Consider the following 18,199-nt stretch of genomic DNA (forward strand, 5'->3'; position numbering starts at 1 on the left):
CGTAAATTAGTTTACAAAATCCATACGCATGAAGGGAGAATATTTTTGCCGCTCAGTATTAGGATTGACCGTAACTGTACTGGCATAGTTAGAACCTTCTTGGTCTTCACGAATAGCCCTCCATACTAACATACGCCAGCCTTCTGTTGATACTAAATAGCGGTCAGTAGTTCTACCAGGTTTGAGCCAGTACAACCCATTTCCTACATTAATATGTTTTGCTATCTCAAGAGCTTCTTTAGAAGTGGCAACTCGTAATAAATAACGGAAAGGATCGCAGTCATCTAATTGTGCTAGATTATCAAAACAATCTTTAATGGCTTTTTGCGATAGAAAAGGAACTAACACAGAAGGACTACGCATTTCATCAAGGAACAAAAAACCTACAGCAGAAAGAGTTACCTGTGCATCGGAGAAGTCAACTAGTGGTTCAAGCATTTTTCTTTCTGCATAAAGAACTCTCTCTTCCCATTCTGCTGTGGAAATTGCTGTTTCGCGCTCAATTTTTTCAAATAAATTTCTATAGGCTTCAAATTGCGATCGCTTAAATTCTACAGGAAGCGGTGGTAATTCAAGTAATGTAGTTGACTGCTCAAATATATAATCACACTTAATTCCTTTCAACATACCGAGTAAAACTGTGTAAGGGACTAGTGCTTTAAATCCTCCGGTTGGATTTAGGATAATGTTATTCACGTCATACTTATCAACTTCTCTGAGAATAAGCCTGACAAATTCAACAACACCTTTTGTTCGGAAAAGTTCAGCATTGTTAACTTGAAGTCCTGACACTTTTTCGGTTTTGACATATATGCCATTCCAGTAATAGTTCAGATATTTCTCAACTGCAAGAGCGCAGCAATATCCATCATTTGTACTTGATGCTAGTAAAATTATTTTGTCTTTACTAGTAATGCCAATCCTAACAAGAGAGTGAATTTCAGCAGATAATTTATTTTTTAAGTTTTCTCCTTCCGGGGAGATATCACGAAAAGTATTAAATACTTGTTCTGCTGCGTACTCGATACTTATTTCATCCTTAACTTTTTGCTGATTAACCCAATTAGTTAAATCTGCTGGTTTAACTCCTAAATTTCTTGCAGCACTGGTTCCCACAGAACATATAATTGTCTTCACTATATTAAAATCTCCTAACAATTTTTTGTATAAATTATTTGCTTAGATACTTTGAGTCTGTCCCATGCCCAAGCGCGTCTTAATTCCTGTCCCTGCAAATAGAGCATACTGGACTAATAAATTCGCCACATTTGCTAATAAAGGGTCAGCACGGCTAAATATTTGCAGTGTCACATCACCTACAAAGCCATTGACATAACCTCTTTGTAATTGCCAACTGCGAGTTTTAATATTGTGATATTTGAGGAAAATTGCATTAGTTAAATAAGCAATTAATTCATCATCACCTAAATAAACAGGGGCAAAATTATTCCAGCGTTCCAACCAACTACGAAACATTAATGTTGGTATTGGAATAGGTAAGGTAACACCGCCTTGAGCGAAAGCTGTGGGTGTAATAAATTTAAATTTAAACTGTCTTATTGGTTCAGGTTCGTTTGCTACTAAATTTGTATAGAGTTTTTCATAACTTGTAATTTGATCATCACGGTTAATAATATTGAATTTAGCACCGAGAAATTCGAGGGATTCGTTTAGATTTAACAATGATAAGGCTTTACTAGATGATTCTTTCAATCCGCATAGCGATAGTTGGTAAAATTCTTGGGGGTGAAAAGTTAAAAAATCGTATGAAGTTGTATGCAATCCGCAGATTCCTGAAAATGATGTTGAGGGTATTACTTCACTACCTAGCTCTAATTCTATTTTATGGTGTAACAGTTTAACAAGTTCTAAATTATAAGAACGTGGTAAAACTGTCGGTTCAGATACACTTAATGTCCAAGTTGAATTAATTAGCATAATTTACAAAGTTTTAAATTTAACCCATCCTGGCACAAACTTAATTTCGCCGTTGGGATTAACTACAGTACGCCGAGATTTGGGTGCTTCAAATTGTGGTGCTTTTAATCCGCAAGTGTCGCGGATATCTGCTCGTAATTCATCATCAAATAATAAACCTACCGTTGTTCCTGTCATCCCGCTACCCCAACCTAATCGCATACTAAAGGGACAGTCTTCGGGTTCATAAAATTGGCGAATGTAATTAAAATCTAAGTTTATTCCTGCTGCACGGGGATTATTTTTGATATCGTTCCAGTAATCATGTTCGTAATCCCATTGTTCTTGGCTAAATTCCTGGCAGATTTGGATAAGTTCGTCTAGATTGTGAAATGGTAATTTCATTCCTTGTTTGTGTCGGAACCAAGAGAGCATTTCTGTATCGAGTGTCAGGGTAAATGTTGTCTGGATATTTCGTACCATTTCAACATAAAGAGATGCTCTATATTTTGCGAGATAATCTGGAAAGCGACTGGATACTATGACTTCGGCTACAATGGGTAAGTTAATAGGGATTGATTGTCCTTTTTTAGTATTAATCTTACCTTCAATTAGAGGAGCGCAATCACTGACGCTCAACGCTCTGAGAAAATCTGTGTTTTGACTACTACCGTTATATCTTTTATCTTGATATATAAGAGTGTACTCTGAGAATAGAGTATCCATAAAAAGGTCGTCATCGGCAGATTTTTGCTTGTGTTTATTACCGAGTTCTCCTAATCTGCTGCGTAATTTTTTTTCGATTTCGCTCACTTTTTGATTTTTAGGTACGTTGTAGCGATCGCCATGTTTGAGCAAGTAATATGCGATCGCAGTTCTAATCGCCCCTTTAATCGACGAACCGGGTATATATAGCTGTCCCATCCCATTGCGAATCATTGGACGCAAATCGGTGATGCAATCATCTGTCAGCTTTTGGCTAATGGCGTTTTTAGGGAAAATTAACTCTCCGTTTGCATCAATCGTACTCCACCACTGTTCCCCAAACGCATCTTTTAGTAGGTTGTCTATATCTCGGCGATCGCTAATTGCTTGGATGTAGTCATTGAGATATCTACCACCTTTCTTATGAAGGGCTTTAGCAAGGGCTTCTTGGTTGGGAAGATAAACTTTTTTCGATGTTTGCACGTATTCAAATGGGTTTAACCTCGATACAGACGAACCAATATGCAAGATAGGGCTAGTTATCTGTATCTTTTTTGAATCGTAAACTTCGGGTTTTTCGAGGGCAATAGAGGCAAGCATTTTAGATTTGTACTTTGATAGGAAGACTTAAACCGATACCACTACGATATATTTTGTGTGCTTTAAATTCACTGGGGGTTACATCGGCTAGTTTTCCCGGTGGTTCAATTGGAAACACCGAACCTTCTACAAACATCCTTACCATCTGGCGGCGAATATTTCCATCAGAAAACCATCCACCCCGTTCTTGTACTTCGTAGTTGCTGTGGGAGTTGTCTATAATTAATCGCTTAAGGATAGATTCATCATCATCCCAAAATAAGCTAATCAAGCATTGATAAGCGGATTTCTCTAAAGGTTTGACGACATTTTCCCAACTAGGGGAAGCATCTTTTAAATCCAACCATTCAGCTTGGAATAGTCCCGCACCGCTTGAACGTTCTCCCCCAATTCCTTGTTCCCCCAATAAATCCAGTGCTGCTTTCAATTCTGCGATAAGTTGTGCATTGTTATCCTCGAAATATACTAAGAAATACAGGCCGGATAAGCTTTTAATACCGCTACCATTTTGCTCCCAATCGAATTGTACGTATCCCGTATGGTAAAAATTGGTGGCGCTAGTTGTTCTATCTATGGCAACTTTAGGTAGTTTATGATTTTTGAATGCTTCTTTATAATCAAACGTACCTGCTTGTTTGAGTTTGCCTTTAGCGTTTCCTTTGGTTTTATCAATCAAGTCTTGAGCATCTTCTGTTGTAAAGCCTTCTCCCTGATACCAGCGATGCCAAATATCAAGCGGTAAATAATTAAGAGATTTGTAGGTTTTAAAGAACGCTAAATCATCTTTTTGACTATCCAAATTGCCACCATGCGGGTAATTAGTTGGAAATTTCAGGGGGCGGGGAAGGTAGAAAATAGTGTTATTTTTGGTATTATTTTTGCACTCGCGGTAGATAAAGGTCGAACTTATTCGCATCGGGGGCCTAGGTTGAAGAAACTTTGCCAACAATTCTTCAACTGGTTTTTTCCCAAACAATCGCGCGTGATTACTTACCCAAGCACTAAATAAAGTATCCGAACGCACTCGTTCTTTTGACTCTTCCATACCAATACCCAACTCCCCGAAATGGACGCTTGACCGTCCAAAGTTAAGTTTGACAAGTTGCCATTTACCCATATTTAGCTTCCTGGTAATCGCTGTTGGATATTTTTGCTTAATCCGGTAAAGTTATCTAAAAGTTCTTGAATGTTATTAGGAGATGGAAATTTTTCTATCCCTGAATCATTGCTAGGAGTATTTGTAATTCGACGGTAATACTCCAAATCGTGGTAAAAGAAATTGAATTGTTTAAATTCAACTTTGCCGTAACCTCTAGAACCGTGACCCCCCAAAGCATCGTCTTCAAGGATTGCTAGGGCGATCGCAATATTTTTTAAATCTTCAATGGCTTGTTCAGAGTCTTCGACGGTGTAAACAAGTTCAAACTCGAATATCGAACCTGCGGGGACGCGCTCAAATTGCCGAGGATTAGCGGCTGCGGTAACGCGATCAATACCGTTTTCAAATTTCCATTCGGTCATAAATAGACCCGTGTCTACTTTTTTGAGTTGTTCGGCTGATTGGGATGATAAATGAGAATCGCGGACAATTAAGCGTGCTGGGCAGTTGCGTCCTTTGACTTTGATGTATTCCCCAACTGTTTCTCCAGCGTTTAATTGACTGTTAGCGTTTTCAACAAACCTACCCGTGCGACCATTATTAGCCCAAGCAATGTATCTGCGTTGAACATTTGGTACGCGCTCCAATCCTTGAGATGCAACTATATCTGTATCTATCCAACAATTGTTACCTCCTGTGGAACCAAATAATCGAGAAACTAAACAAGTGGAAGCGCCTTGGTAACGAATTAAGAGTCCATCAACTTCGGTAAATCCATCTACTAAATCATCACTTTCATAGCGATAAGTATTACTACCACTGGGACGATTGAGAGGCTTATTTGTTAACCTTTCTGTAATCGCACGTAATTTACCTTTGATAGAAGAACCGGGAAGATAAGGATACTGCGTTAAAGGGTCGCGGATAACTGGTTTATCAAGTCCACCGATATCAAGATTTTCACCACCTCCACCAATATGTAAGCCTGTTTTGACTTCGATTTGGCTTTTGAGCGTAAATTTACCAAGTAAGGGTTTTTGTTCGAGGGATGCGGGCATAATTATTTTCCACCTTCGGCTTTATGATAGGCAATGATTGATTCGATTAATTGAACGAGGCGTTCAAAATCTTTTGTGCTTTCAACTTTATCAATTGCTACTGAAATTACTTCCTCTAAAGGTTTAGCAGAACGCTGGCGAGCTGCTGCATAAGCGAGTTTTGGTTTGAGCAGGACGACATCAGCCTCTATTTTTGCAAAAATCAATTTGTCTTTCTTTTCATCAGCTTGTTTTTGGATGTTTTGGAGTTTAACATTAGAATTATTCTCTGCAATATTTTTGTCTTTGTTAATTTCTTCCTTTTCTTTTTCTGCCTGTCTTTGAATACTTTCTAATTCTTCTTGCAGACTCTTGTCCTCATCTTGTTGTGCAAGTAGAGCTTTAATTTGATTAATGGCATCTAGAAATTTACGAACTTGGTTGGTTTCCAAGCGCTGTTGTTTGAGGTAAGGGCCAAATTTCTCGGCGTGCTTAACTAAATCACGGATAGGATAAGTTTTTAGCCCATCTTTTAATCCTTTGATAGTTGTAGTTATTTGCTCAACAATTGGTTTCTGAATATCAGGTTGTGACATATTTTAAGACTTACGATTTAGTAGTTCAATCCAAGTTGCGATCGCTCGAAAGTAAGGAGCATTGTAAGGGTTTTTCAAAGAAGTACGAAATTTTTCATCTTTTAACACATCTTGCGGTAATCTTGCTAATGTATATGCTATTTTAGGAAGATGTAAATAATAACGCGTTTCTATTGCATTATTTGATTTCTTGTCTTCAATTTTATTTAAAGCTTGGTCTTGAACTTGTGCTGTAATCAATAGATTACGAACGAAGTTACGGGAAATATCTTTTCCTATTTCCTGACGTTCTAATCTATCGACAAAAGGTAATATACCCCAAAGAGATGGAGTCTCTTCTTGATTAAGGTATCCAATAATCTTATTTTGTACCTCATCCTTTTCATCTAAATACTTAAGATTTTCATTTCGCACTTCATTATTTTTATCCAAATCATTTTTTACTTCAATTCCCAACCATTCATCCCATTTAAATACTTGGTTAAATAAGCCCAAGCTATCACGTCCGTTATTTTTCGCTTTACCTTCTGCATCTCCTGATTCTTCGGCTGCTTGATAAAGGGGAAATTTTGGTTCAGCAATACTAACACCTGCTGAAAGTGTAATATCTGGATTATGCCCTGTATAGGCACGAAAGCATTGGTAAATATCGAAGGAAAAATCAACAATTTCATTCCAAGCACCACTAACAAACAAATCGTCTCCTCCAGCATAGATAAACAGTATATTTTTACCCTTGTCTTCGGATGATGCTTTATCTTTATTATTGGGTAAATGCTTAGTACCTTCAGAAATATTACCTTCACGATTAGCAGCTAAACTATTTAGGTATACTTTAAAAAAGTAACTCATCTGCCTTGATAACCCAGCTAATCTTGCTAATGTTTGATTAGCTCCTAAACCCTTAGCGAAAATTTGCCCCAATCTATCAACATCCATTCGTAAGTAACCGACTCGTTTGATACCGTAGGAAATATCTGCCATTTCTTCAGCACGCATAAAGCGATTTTCGTCTTTCACCGTTTTGCCATAATTACCAAGGAGAATCGGCGCACAATTACGAAAACTACGGAATTTATAATGGTCTAAATCCCAATCATTAACTAATAAAACATTATCGGCATTCGAGTCTACTTGTTTCCAATAGCTGAATAACTGATAACAAACGTTTATTTCACTGAGTCCATCGCTTGCAGGTAGTTGAAACCAAAGCTTATCTTCCTCATCTTCCTGTTCACCTGTTACCTGTTGTGGTTGCGATCGCACAATAGCATCAACACGAAATAGCTTCCCTCCCAATCCGAACATAGTGCGACACGTACTACAAGCCATTGCTGCACCCGGTTCTTCATTTAGCGGTTTTAAAACCTCTTCGTCATCACGATGGCAGACTTTGCAAGGAGTATGAGCGTAATATGGTTTGGTTAACGCGACAATATCATCAATGCGATCGCCAAATTTACGGGCTTTATAGACTGCAAGTTGTTTGGTAGCTTCTGACCAATGATTGCTAAATTCGACATTACCTATATCTGCAATAGGAAATTTATTTGAACTATTGAGAGCAAGATAAATTTTTCCTTGAAATTTATCTCGCAACCATTGGTTAAACTGCAACCGAACTTCCTTAACAGTCTTTTTTGTATCTTCATTACCTGGAGCAAGTATATATATATTGCCCCCACCAGCGTATATAACATTTGTACGAGGAAGCTTTAAATGCGTTAAAATTTGAGCTACAACTTCCTCTGTAACTAATTCTAAATAAAAGCTGCGCGCCCGCAATGATTTGAGCGCACCATCAGAAGATATGGTGTAAATAAAGTTCTGAATCCCAGATAAATCACCAGCTACAATCCTGAGTTCTGCTGCTTTTTGAGCATCTGCATAAACTATCGCCGCCGCAACTGCTGCTGTTGTTTTTGCTATATCAACTAATGCCACATTCTCTTCACCATAGCTGATGAAAGAGCCAAATTTTTCTAGAATTAATGTCAGTAGTGAAAGATTTTCCCAGTCTTGCGGACTGTTCTGTAAAAAACCTATTTCCTCGTGAATCTTCTTTTGTAAAGCTTTCAGTTCAGTTGTTGGTTTTTCGAGTAGAGGATAAGGAATGGTAGGGTCTTGAGCTTCAATCTCTCGCGGTCGCCAAAAATATTGTTTATCTTGTCCTGATGACGGCTCTAGCTTTACAGAGTCAAATAATAACCTTAACGGTTTGGGAGTGCGATCGCTCGGCCATTGCAAATACTTTTTTGCTTCTTGAATAGCTTCGGAATCATTAGGTCTACTTAACTGCAAGCCTGCCCAGTTAGCTAAATCTGATACTGCTTGCTGAATGACTATTAAAGCTTCTTGATGTGACGGATTTTGTGAACTTGTCATGATAAATAGAGACTAGATCAATATACTTTTTAAGTTATTTAGCTTTTGAAGTTAAAAATAGACTTGACAGACTTAAGTAGACTTTCTGGCACACCTTTTGTTTTTCCCCGCACCCAAAGGCCACTTGTAATTTCTAAATGTGGTTCTGACTGATGCACTTGTTCTATCTCCGACAAGCTACTGTGAATTACTGCTACAGGGATTAAATTTCCTCGATCTCGACAAAATTCATGCCATACACCTATCGCTTCTGGTTTAGAACTAATAATCAAGTAGTGGGTGCAAGCCTCTAGAATTGGCAGTTTTTCTGGCTGTACCATTCCCCCTACATCGACAATCACCAAAGACTTCTGCCGACGCAGTTCTAGTATTGCTTGAGCATGATAGGGAAAAAACCGTTCTGTTAACTTACCCTTATTGCGTAGTTTGAAGGCTTCGATTTCCTCGTCTGTCGTCGTCTCGGTGTCTAACTCCAAAACATAGTTACCTTCTCCATCCCAGTGAGCGCGTTGCAGGTAAATATCAGGATGCTCAAATAATAAAGCTTGAAATAAAGCATGAGATAGTACGCTTTTACCACTGTCTGGCGGGCCTACGACCATCAACGCCGGACATAACCCAGTCTCAACATTTCTTTTTTCTTGAGCAAGCCCATGATTTTGTCGCCCATTTGGTGGACTCACGGGAATTACCTGACCAATATAGACTTGATGTGAGTTCGTTGCAGATACGACTGCACCCAGGCGAGGATCATAGCAAGCTACCCAAGCTGTAGGATGGAGTGCGTGGGTTAAATAAGAATAAAGCCACATGGGTGCGCGACCAGAAATGACCACACCACCTGTAGTATCAATACCAGAGGGCAGTTCTAGGTTTTTGAGATCCTGTGGTTCTATGACGCGATCGCTTGTGGTCAATTCAATCGATAGCACTTGATACTTTAAATTTTGTATAAGCAGCGATTCACTTAGGTGTAGACGCAGAGATATAATAATGTCCTCCCCAAATCTTTAGTAATATTCGTTTCTCTGCCATTCTGTCATACTGAGTAGAAGATGGGTCTTCTACTAAACTTGATATGATTACACAGAGGATGAATAAAAACTCTGGCTTTTCTTTAATTTAATCAAATAACAGCTATTATGTATGAATTTTCACAGTTTAACAGCTTTTTTAGGTATATATAAATGCTTTATGTTACGTAACATTAAATACTTTTATCTCTAGAGAAAGTTAAAACGTAGTCTAAAATTGAGTTCATCAGTTAGGTTTTAAATTTGACTAAAGAATTTTATTTATTGCCTACACCACAAATATTACAATTGCTGGCCGCCGGACAATTGGCAAATCGGCTAGTGCGATCGCTGCGGTTATTGGTGCTGATCAATAAACTCTATGGCAGTCACACCGATTGGAGAGACAAACTACCTACAATTTTTACCTACTCAGAGTTACGCGATCGCTTATTTGCCTATCGTCACCCCAAAAGCGATAGATTAAATTCTCGACAGATTACAATGCAGTGTAGCGATCGCAATTGTATTTGTCATCAAGCTTTCGCAGAAATTGTCTTTGAGCAGAACTTCCAGCAGTCTGAAACTCAATGGCAAGCTGAGATTATCTTGCTGACTGGAATTGAGCAACAAGAGTTACAAGCGGTACTGCAAGAACGTCCCTTTGCTACAGTGCATCGTTCTATCCGCGATGACTTAAAACAATTGGTGCAGCTAGGGTGGTTAGATGCAGGTGGTTCAGGAAAGTATAAATATTTGACAGGGGAAGAATTGCCCACAATTGCCATTCAAGTAGAAACCGCCTCTACATTAGCAACTCCAAACAGCCAACATAGTTTGTCTGACCTTTCTGAACAACAGACTTGGGAACTGCTACGAGTTTTAGAATCAATCTCTTTTATTCAACCAAATCTGTCATTAATTATCAGTAAGTTATGGGAGCGCATCACAGATAATTCTTTACCAGGTAGGTTATATGACCAAGACCCCCACCAAAGAATTTTCTTGCACCTGGACTATATTCTTTCCCCGCCCATGCAAGACCGTGTAGATAACTACCAAGAACAGATAGAAGAACTTTGGCGTAAACCCCCTGGTGGTGTTGTGCAGTTTGACTATTGGATTGCAGCCCAAGAAAAGAAAGTCAAAGTTACTGTCTACCCAGTATGTCTGCATTACTGGCGACGTGCCAAATACTTGAGTGCTTATGGAGTAGACCCCTATGGAAATATAGCATGGCACAATTATCGGTTGGATCGGATTGCTGGCATTGGCACAGCCTCTCGTAGAGATCAGTTAAAAATTTTGCCTTGGGGCGACCCTCTTGTTCCACAAGAATTAAAGCAGATGTGGCGGACAGGAGATTTACCCACACCAGAATATATTGCTAAAGAGTTGAAAGCGGCTTGGGGTTTTAATTTCTATTTCAAAAAAGAATTGTTGCTCCTCCGTTTTTCAGTAAATTTTGCTAAGTGGTATGTAGATAACACTACTAGACATCCTACCTTTCGTGAGGTTTTATATGACGAATTACCACAGTTGATTACTCAAAATGTTAGGAATTCACAAGAGAGGCAACAATTATTAGAAATTATTAGAAAATCTCCTCCACAAGATATCTATTACACAGCTTGGATACGTGCTGGTGACATCAATGTTTATATGCGTTTGCGAGAATGGCGACCAAATGGTGAAGTTATTGCTCCACTCTCTATTCGTCAACAAATGATTTCAGAAGCAATACAAGAATTAGAAAATTATCAACATTAACTAAAATGCTTACACCTAAAAATAACAACAATTCTCAGCTAGAAAATCTATTTTCACCCCGTTCTCCAGTAGATTTCTTAGGATTTGCAGTAGTAGGAGTAATTATAAATTTACTCTCTGGTGCTGAACCTCTGGGATTTGTAGGAGTAGCGGCTTTATTTGTTTATTGGTTTTGGGTGGACTATCGTCGAACTAAAAAGTTATCTAAACAGTTGGGATTATCTGTTGATAGTAAAGAACCTGCCAAGGGTGCTAAAGGATTGATTCTTTTACTCAGTCCTTACTCACCTCGTCAACCATCATTGAAAGATGAAACACAACTTAAACCATTAGTGGAATATATTCTCACGACACCTATTGAAAAGTTACAACTTGCAGATTTTGAAGCTATTGACTTATTTAACTCCAATCTTTTCCCGCAAATCAAAGCTGTAGAATATCATGTCAAAGAAGGGAATTTACGTGATGTTTGGTTAATTAGTTCTAAAAGCTATGATTTGGTCAAAGGTTCGGAAATTACTGCTCAAATTTTTTCCCAATATTTAATTTTTGAATATGGCCAACGTTTGGAAGTTAAGACTGAGGGTTATTGTGTGGAGGATTGGAACTACAAAAAGCTTTGGCTGATTGCAGATAATATTTTCCTGGAATCAGATTATAAAGATGAGGCTGTAGTTGCTGACATCACTGGTGGAACTAAAATGATGTCTGTAGCATTAGCTATGGCTTGTGCATTGCCAAAACGACGGATGCAATATATGGATGCTCAACGTGACTGGCAAGGTCATCCATTACCTGTTGGTGAAATCAAACCTATAGGTATTGATGTTGCTCCAATTATTCATGGTAATAACAATTAAATAAAACCGTTCATTTGTAGGAATTTGTAGCGAGCTATCCTACAATTCCTACCACACTTAATATATTAATAGTTGATGCGATCTAAATCAAATTGAGCATATTCACTATCATTACATGGAATCATCAGTGTTGCATCGCCGTCACTTGCCAAAATACGATTGATTTGGCGTAAAAAATCAGGTGTGTTTAGATAATCTAATGAAAATCGTTGACCATTTACTTTCATAGGGATCATTCCAATTCGTCCTAGTATTTCAGCCCTTGTTAACTCTGCACGACGAAGTTCAACTGGCAATTCTAAGCGTTGCCTAGCACCACTTTGCAATATGACTGAAATTTTTTGTTCTTGACGCTTCTTTTCTTGTTCTTCTTTATGCAATGAACTCTGAATTGTGCGGATTTCATCTAATATTTTATTAGGAAGACCACTATCATCACCTAATAAAAATATTCGATTAATTAAAAAGAACAGTATGCCAACTGCTAGCATCTCTGAAGCTAGATTTATTGTGATAGATTTTATAGTTTCTTGAGGAATTTGATCACCGATAAAACTCAGAATTATTGACAAAGCTAGTAACAGACAATATACAGCTAACTCGTAGCGTTTGAGTTTACGTTTATCCATCAAATTCACGGTTTACTCCTAACAAAATTCCCACACTGTATGTCTCAGCAACACTCTTTGAAAACTGAGTCTTCATCTAAATTATTACTAGCTCAAATTATTGAGAATTGATGGCTCTTGTACTCTCCTTAAAAGCCTAATCAGTAGGCTTTTAGCGCGGTTTAGTGTAATAATCAGGTTTTGGCGATCGCCTGACCCCGCTAAAAATTTGCGTATTATTTGGTCACAAATAATACTTTTTACTTCATTTGGAAACTTAATATTAACTTTTCAAGCTGCTGTTTTCATGACCGTGATGATATCAAATCATGCTTGACTCTTCAAGCGACTTGGCGAATTTAAGTATAAATCTTCACAATGTCACACTGTCAACATAGACTTATCACACCCCCCATAATAAAAATCTCCAGAGAACATAAAGCTCTACTGGAGATAAAAAATATATGTAATACCACTTCATCAGATATCGCTTGATATATCTCTCAATATTAGAGAAATCTAGTTATTACCAAGCATAAATGTCAAACCAATTCGCAATTAAATCAGTGGGGGCTTGTACCCTGAGTGAACCAATTGACAATTACGTCCGCAATTGCGAATTGCGAATTGCGAATTGTTTGGGTCAGTGGCATTAATCAAAACGTAGGTGATAGGAAATTAGTCAACTCAAAGCATCCTTTTTAGATGAATTTTGCACTCCTTGCACATCAAAAATAATCGCAAAATCGACATCTTTGATGGAATTATTCAGCACTTGTGAGTAAGCAACTGCATCATCGCGGCGACGAAATCGTGCAACAACAATTGCTTTTTGGTTCTTTTTAGCCAGGTTATCAACTGGCGATGAGACACCTGTGTTATCCAATTGCTGCTTATTAGATAAAACACGAATAATGCACCACGGATGTAATTGCTCATAATAGTTCATAAAACTACCTCACAAAAGCTGGTAATTAATTCATCTAAAAATCAGCTTTTAAGTTGACTTTCATCACAGTAGGTAAAAAATATGAAACAAGACAGAGCAAGGTGATATTGACAAGATGAATATTTTGTGGATTACTTCAAATCAAGTTGCGTATTGTCAAAATTCAACCAATGCAAAACCTGTTCGGGAATCTCCTCAAAATGTTCCAGAAAGAAATCCATCAAAGCTAAATGGAGTAAATCGTTATGGGTGGGATAGCGTCGATTAGAGCCATTTCTAAACCAGCCTCGAACGGTTGAATCAGAACGGGAACATATCAAGGCAATTAGCTCATAACTTACACCCCATTTGGCATAAAATTGTGCTGGTGTTATGCTAAACTCCCAATTGCTATAGAGTAAAATCAGATGTCGTTCGCGTGTGGTGATTCGACGAAGATTAGACATGATAAATAAGTAAAAAGTAAAAAGTAAAAAACCAAAAGAAAGAGCCAAGCTCAGAAGTTGTAAAAAGTAGTAGGTTGGGTGTAACGAAGTGAAACCCAACATTATTAGGACTTACGCAACTGGCATATTTTTCCTGTAGGGTGTGTGACGACTTGAACATAGTCATGAGACTTATAGCGTCACGCACCAACCACCAATTGTGACACTTGCGTAAGTCCTTATTATTTAACGTGAGTTGGACAGAACCTAACCCTAACCCCTTCTTGTAGGTAAGGCTGCTCAAAATCTATAACTGAGTACCAAAAAATGAGGGTCTTAAGCCTCTCCCCGCGTCGGGGAGAGGTTTGGAGAGGGGTTCTTCCAAATTTATTTATTACGTGATTAGTGCGAATCCAAATGTGTGATGATGATGCTCTGTTCCTCCGTATAATGCCAGTAAAACCGTTTCGCCATTGATGCAGAAGAACTCCAGAGTTCACCATCTTTACAACGATAGCGATGAGTTCTTAAGCTAGGATATGCAGCCCCATTATTAGCGAAACATTCAAAAGCTTTATCGTATTGCTTGCGGTCTTTTGGGGATAATGAATCAAGTTGTTTTTGGGCTTTTGCTGCGAAAATCAAACGGAATTTGACAGCTTGAATGTGCATTCAAAAGTTTCCGAATGTCCTTGACCGAAAGCGCAGAGATTTTTGCACAGGTGGAGCGCGTGCTTTTTTCCAAGCGTTCATTTTGTGATAATTTGTGTGGGTAATACTTTGTTAGGGGTTGCGTGAGCTAAACTATAAACGCAGCATCATCTACTACAAACTCAGGTTGCGTTCCCAATACTGCAACCTTGCAACGATTGTGTGCAGACATAGGGTAAAATCTCACTTGGTCTTCGCGTTTGTTAACGAGTCGGAAGAGGTATTTGGATAGGTTTTCATACTGCTTTTCATCCAAAACGCACTCAAAAACCGACTTTTGCACCCGCAAACCATAAGCTTCCAGAAGTTTCGCTACTTTATTGCGCCGGGTATCGCTCACTATGTCGTAGCAAACCAAATAAAACATCATCGTTTCACCAGCTTTAGGGGAATAGTTGGCGGTTTGATAGTGTTGATGAAATCGGAATTTGCAGGATGAAACTTTAACGCTAGGGGACGGTAAAACTCTACATCTCCGAGTAAAGATGCAAGATATTCCCGTACCTGTAAATCAAGACATTGGCGATAACTTACTTCTCCGGCGTAAGGATGCAGTACAAAAGTCCGCAGTTTTCCTTCCCAATGTTGGAGAAATTTTTGTAGAAGTTTCTGTGAATGGCTTTTACCATTCCCATTACCGTTACCATTGGTATTAGTTGAATTGCGGACAAAGTTTAACACTAAATCATCAACAATCGGGGCGCGAAACTCGGCGGTAAAGTCCCATGCTAAGGGCAGTTCTTGATGAATATCGCGGTGTAAAATTGGATAATTAGGGTCAAGTCCTACCGTGTTCAACAGTGTGTAAATATATTGATGTAGGAGTTGATTTCCCAGATTGATTAGTCCGCTAATGCGCTTTGCAGTTATAGGCGGACATTGATTGTAGAAACTGATTAAAGAAGCAACAGCACAGTAATAGATGTTATCAGCTTCCTGGCTATATTCGTGCAGTTGATCTATTCCTGAAGCTACTGGTAAGTTATCCATCAACAGCATCAAGTAATTTAATGCTCGTTGAGTTGTGTGATTAGCATAGTGGCGAGTCCAGTTTTGCAGAACAGTATGCTGATTGTGCAGTTTTGCCCAGATAATACTTTCTGCTGTAGCACGGTTAAATTCAATATCGCGTGCGCGTCTACGTTGGTAGGTGAGATATTTTGCTTGTAGTTGGGATGGATTTTCTAATCGTCCTAAATATTCACCAGTTTGAGTTAAATATAACACAGGAATCTGATGTGAAGTAACAAGTTTAATTACTTCTTTTGGTAATCTGATATTACCAAAAATAATGAACTGGCTGAGATTGCGAATTGGAATACTAATGCGTTGATTTTGTTGATGAAACACCTTTAAATATTGGTGTTGAATTTGAAAAGATACGTCTTGTTCTGTGATGTAAATGGTAGACATAAATTGAAGTCAACTAGGTTTAGTTGTAGGTGAGAAAGTTTTCTTTCCTTACCTATATTTCAATTTTGTCAGGTTGATATATGAGTTCGTATTTGCGTAAAGGCTATTTTTATATGAGTTCGTATATGGGTTATATGAGTTGCTAAAAAGGCATAAAAAAAGCCGGAGGTACTACCCCCGACTTAGCCATAGTTTAATTATTCAAGCAATTACATAATCGTTTACCCAGTAAAGAAAAAGTAAGAATGTATAGCAACAGTTTTGCTCAGTCGTGGCTAGGTCTGTGGATTGGCCGATTCAAAAATTTGTTCAGCAGTCAGAACTAACTCTGGAAAAGCTAACGATTCTATACAATCGCCATTTCGGAACTGCTTCACTTGGTATTCCCCTTCAAATAACGAGTAAATTGAGATAGTTGCTTGTTTAGGATTGCCAATAAATTTTCTACCACCCAAAGCCGCATAATCTACAATCCAGTATTCGGGAATGCCAATAGCTTCGTACTGACCAAGCTTGGTAAAGTAATCATCACGCCAGTTTGTGCTGACAACCTCTATAACTAATGGAATTGATGACGCTTGACTAACTGTTGATTTACTTCTCCACAAAGGCTCATTGACTAAATTGAGGCGATTCAACAACAGTAAGTCGGGTAAGAAAGCAGATTCACTTTCAGATGATTGAACAAACCCCATTTTAGGAATGTCATAGGGTTTTGAAAGACGGGCGCACTCCAGCAAAATTTGCTTCATCAAGAACGCGATAAGTAATTCATGATCTCCTGTTGGTGGTGGCATTTGCTTGATAAATCCATTATGCAGTTCGTAACGAAACTGCGTTGAATTAGCAGGATACCAGTCTAGAAACTGGTCAACATTAATAGTAATTGGTAGCGATTGAATCATTTATCTACCTCCATTTTTCAATGAAAGTGAGTCAGTTTAAGTAGCCATCATGAACTGCGTACACCAGAACACATGAAAAAGTCTTTCCCTTACACCCCTACACCCCTTTTTCAAGCTAGGTGGGTGGGAAAATTTATAAGTATGTCATTGCGACTGAAATGCAGTTTAACAAAGCAATCACAAGGACTTTGACGGTTTTCATTTGGTTACATAGTTAGGTTAATTTATGCTTACCTACTTATATTGTCATTTTCAGTTAATTATAAGGAATTAAAATACCTATCGCTTGGATGTGTGGTTGACAGAGAGATGGGTATTCGTTTTCATCCCCATGAGGGGTAAGAGATTTAAAACACAAGAGAAAACCTCATGTTTGTTTGTATACCGAAGACAGTTTCCATCCCCGTGAGGGGTAAGAGATTTAAAACAACTGGGGGACTCCAGATGGAAGTATGGTGACTGGAAAGTTTCCATCCCCGTGAGGGGTAAGAGATTTAAAACAAAATTTCAACAGACGAAGCACGTCTGGTTGTATTAGTTTCCATCCCCGTGAGGGGTAAGAGATTTAAAACTTAAGGGGGTTCGATTGATAGGACTAGAGTCCTCATCAATGTTTCCATCCCCGTGAGGGGTAAGAGATTTAAAACCGTGAAAACGGTTACAATGTTCAAGCACAAATAGACAAAGGTTTCCATCCCCGTGAGGGGTAAGAGATTTAAAACCAGATATTCTACATCTCCTCAATAACACAACAATGATTGTTTCCATCCCCGTGAGGGGTAAGAGATTTAAAACTTACTAGAAAATTGTTCAAGTCAAAATTGGCAATTGTTTCCATCCCCGTGAGGGGTAAGAGATTTAAAACAGTGGTGATTGGAAAAGTTGTATCCGCTGGGGTGCAAATTGTTTCCATCCCCGTGAGGGGTAAGAGATTTAAAACCCGCTAACGGGGGTAACCCATCTGCTGTTGGGAATGGTTTCCATCCCCGTGAGGGGTAAGAGATTTAAAACATTAAGCAGATGAAGTCTGCCCTAAGCAAATTTCCTCCAGAGTTTCCATCCCCGTGAGGGGTAAGAGATTTAAAACGTGGCAGGAAATGACCACTGGTACGGGGACAGGCACAAAGTTTCCATCCCCGTGAGGGGTAAGAGATTTAAAACTTGTGCGATAAAACCCATTACGCAACTTCAGGATGCGAGGTTTAA

At 38.6% G+C, this 18,199-nt stretch carries 17 protein-coding genes and 1 CRISPR repeat array; of the genes, 2 read left to right on the plus strand and 15 right to left on the minus strand.

Annotation, left to right across the window (positions count from 1 at the left end):
• Positions 1-6 precede the first annotated feature (6 nt).
• From VB693_RS24675 to crn3, 8 genes are read right to left on the minus strand one after another with little or no spacing between them, the layout of a single operon-like run.
• A complete protein-coding gene (locus VB693_RS24675) occupies positions 7-1,137 on the minus strand; it encodes a putative CRISPR-associated protein (RefSeq protein WP_323268557.1) in 1,131 nt (376 codons plus the stop codon).
• Positions 1,138-1,179: 42 nt separating this feature from the next.
• Positions 1,180-1,938 (minus strand): CRISPR system precrRNA processing endoribonuclease RAMP protein Cas6, encoded by a 759-nt coding sequence (cas6, locus tag VB693_RS24680; RefSeq protein WP_323268558.1) that lies wholly within the window; start codon positions 1,936-1,938, stop codon positions 1,180-1,182.
• Between the two features lie 3 nt (positions 1,939-1,941).
• Positions 1,942-3,222 (minus strand): type III-A CRISPR-associated RAMP protein Csm5, encoded by a 1,281-nt coding sequence (gene csm5, locus VB693_RS24685; protein WP_323268559.1) that lies wholly within the window; start codon positions 3,220-3,222, stop codon positions 1,942-1,944.
• 1 nt (position 3,223) lies between these two features.
• Complete coding sequence (csm4, locus tag VB693_RS24690) at positions 3,224-4,339, minus strand: type III-A CRISPR-associated RAMP protein Csm4 (protein ID WP_323268560.1); 1,116 nt, start codon at positions 4,337-4,339, stop codon at positions 3,224-3,226.
• A gap of 2 nt (positions 4,340-4,341) precedes the next feature.
• Positions 4,342-5,379 (minus strand): type III-A CRISPR-associated RAMP protein Csm3, encoded by a 1,038-nt coding sequence (gene csm3, locus VB693_RS24695; RefSeq protein WP_323268561.1) that lies wholly within the window; start codon positions 5,377-5,379, stop codon positions 4,342-4,344.
• 2 nt (positions 5,380-5,381) lie between these two features.
• On the minus strand, positions 5,382-5,954 hold the full coding sequence (csm2, locus tag VB693_RS24700) for a type III-A CRISPR-associated protein Csm2 (protein WP_323268562.1): 573 nt from the start codon (positions 5,952-5,954) through the stop codon (positions 5,382-5,384).
• Between the two features lie 3 nt (positions 5,955-5,957).
• Positions 5,958-8,339, minus strand: a complete 2,382-nt coding sequence (gene cas10, locus VB693_RS24705) for a type III-A CRISPR-associated protein Cas10/Csm1 (RefSeq protein ID WP_323268563.1) — start codon at positions 8,337-8,339, stop codon at positions 5,958-5,960.
• Between the two features lie 38 nt (positions 8,340-8,377).
• Positions 8,378-9,271 carry a CRISPR-associated ring nuclease Crn3/Csx3 gene (gene crn3 / locus VB693_RS24710; RefSeq protein WP_323268564.1) on the minus strand — a complete coding sequence of 298 codons (894 nt, stop codon included), beginning with the start codon at positions 9,269-9,271 and terminating at the stop codon, positions 8,378-8,380.
• Positions 9,272-9,616: 345 nt separating this feature from the next.
• On the opposite strand from crn3, the gene VB693_RS24715 reads away from it, so the two are divergent.
• Both VB693_RS24715 and VB693_RS24720 read left to right on the plus strand, forming a co-directional pair.
• A complete protein-coding gene (locus VB693_RS24715; protein ID WP_323268565.1) occupies positions 9,617-11,122 on the plus strand; it encodes a TIGR03985 family CRISPR-associated protein in 1,506 nt (501 codons plus the stop codon).
• Between the two features lie 5 nt (positions 11,123-11,127).
• Entirely contained in the window at positions 11,128-11,982 is an 855-nt protein-coding gene (locus VB693_RS24720; RefSeq protein WP_323268566.1) for a hypothetical protein, read from the plus strand.
• A gap of 65 nt (positions 11,983-12,047) precedes the next feature.
• Here the strand turns inward: VB693_RS24720 and VB693_RS24725 are convergent, their stop codons facing one another.
• From VB693_RS24725 to VB693_RS24755, 7 genes are all read right to left on the minus strand, one after another.
• On the minus strand, positions 12,048-12,611 hold the full coding sequence (locus VB693_RS24725) for a hypothetical protein (protein WP_323268567.1): 564 nt from the start codon (positions 12,609-12,611) through the stop codon (positions 12,048-12,050).
• A gap of 661 nt (positions 12,612-13,272) precedes the next feature.
• On the minus strand, positions 13,273-13,539 hold the full coding sequence (locus VB693_RS24730) for a hypothetical protein (protein ID WP_323268568.1): 267 nt from the start codon (positions 13,537-13,539) through the stop codon (positions 13,273-13,275).
• Between the two features lie 131 nt (positions 13,540-13,670).
• Positions 13,671-13,985: a hypothetical protein gene (locus VB693_RS24735; protein WP_323268569.1), complete on the minus strand. Its 315-nt coding sequence runs from the start codon at positions 13,983-13,985 to the stop codon at positions 13,671-13,673.
• 381 nt (positions 13,986-14,366) lie between these two features.
• A complete protein-coding gene (locus tag VB693_RS24740; RefSeq protein WP_323268570.1) occupies positions 14,367-14,636 on the minus strand; it encodes a hypothetical protein in 270 nt (89 codons plus the stop codon).
• A 127-nt stretch (positions 14,637-14,763) separates the two neighbouring features.
• Positions 14,764-15,042, minus strand: coding sequence for a CRISPR-associated endonuclease Cas2 (cas2, locus tag VB693_RS24745; RefSeq protein ID WP_237996931.1), 279 nt, complete (start codon positions 15,040-15,042; stop codon positions 14,764-14,766).
• Positions 15,042-16,088, minus strand: coding sequence for a CRISPR-associated endonuclease Cas1 (gene cas1, locus VB693_RS24750; protein ID WP_323268571.1), 1,047 nt, complete (start codon positions 16,086-16,088; stop codon positions 15,042-15,044). Before cas1 ends, cas2 begins: the two co-directional genes overlap by 1 nt.
• Positions 16,089-16,363: 275 nt before the next feature.
• Positions 16,364-16,993 (minus strand): Uma2 family endonuclease, encoded by a 630-nt coding sequence (locus VB693_RS24755; RefSeq protein WP_323268572.1) that lies wholly within the window; start codon positions 16,991-16,993, stop codon positions 16,364-16,366.
• A gap of 319 nt (positions 16,994-17,312) precedes the next feature.
• Positions 17,313-18,154: direct repeats of the CRISPR family, unit length 35 nt; unit sequence GTTTCCATCCCCGTGAGGGGTAAGAGATTTAAAAC.
• Positions 18,155-18,199 lie beyond the last annotated feature (45 nt).

It is taken from the genome of Anabaena sp. UHCC 0399 (genome assembly GCF_034931465.1).
Lineage (GTDB): Bacteria > Cyanobacteriota > Cyanobacteriia > Cyanobacteriales > Nostocaceae > Trichormus > Trichormus minutissimus.

What these genes read in the sequence shown, in the direction of transcription:
- cas6 (WP_323268558.1), bottom strand. Translation starts at nt 1,938, where the DNA reads ATGCTAATTAATTCAACTTGGACATTAAGTGTATCTGAACCGACAGTT.
- csm5 (WP_323268559.1), bottom strand. Translation starts at nt 3,222, where the DNA reads ATGCTTGCCTCTATTGCCCTCGAAAAACCCGAAGTTTACGATTCAAAA.
- csm4 (WP_323268560.1), bottom strand. Translation starts at nt 4,339, where the DNA reads ATGGGTAAATGGCAACTTGTCAAACTTAACTTTGGACGGTCAAGCGTC.
- csm3 (WP_323268561.1), bottom strand. Translation starts at nt 5,379, where the DNA reads ATGCCCGCATCCCTCGAACAAAAACCCTTACTTGGTAAATTTACGCTC.
- csm2 (WP_323268562.1), bottom strand. Translation starts at nt 5,954, where the DNA reads ATGTCACAACCTGATATTCAGAAACCAATTGTTGAGCAAATAACTACA.
- cas10 (WP_323268563.1), bottom strand. Translation starts at nt 8,339, where the DNA reads ATGACAAGTTCACAAAATCCGTCACATCAAGAAGCTTTAATAGTCATT.
- VB693_RS24720 (WP_323268566.1), top strand. Translation starts at nt 11,128, where the DNA reads ATGCTTACACCTAAAAATAACAACAATTCTCAGCTAGAAAATCTATTT.
- VB693_RS24725 (WP_323268567.1), bottom strand. Translation starts at nt 12,611, where the DNA reads ATGGATAAACGTAAACTCAAACGCTACGAGTTAGCTGTATATTGTCTG.
- VB693_RS24730 (WP_323268568.1), bottom strand. Translation starts at nt 13,539, where the DNA reads ATGAACTATTATGAGCAATTACATCCGTGGTGCATTATTCGTGTTTTA.
- VB693_RS24735 (WP_323268569.1), bottom strand. Translation starts at nt 13,985, where the DNA reads ATGTCTAATCTTCGTCGAATCACCACACGCGAACGACATCTGATTTTA.
- VB693_RS24740 (WP_323268570.1), bottom strand. Translation starts at nt 14,636, where the DNA reads ATGCACATTCAAGCTGTCAAATTCCGTTTGATTTTCGCAGCAAAAGCC.
- cas2 (WP_237996931.1), bottom strand. Translation starts at nt 15,042, where the DNA reads ATGTTTTATTTGGTTTGCTACGACATAGTGAGCGATACCCGGCGCAAT.
- cas1 (WP_323268571.1), bottom strand. Translation starts at nt 16,088, where the DNA reads ATGTCTACCATTTACATCACAGAACAAGACGTATCTTTTCAAATTCAA.
- VB693_RS24755 (WP_323268572.1), bottom strand. Translation starts at nt 16,993, where the DNA reads ATGATTCAATCGCTACCAATTACTATTAATGTTGACCAGTTTCTAGAC.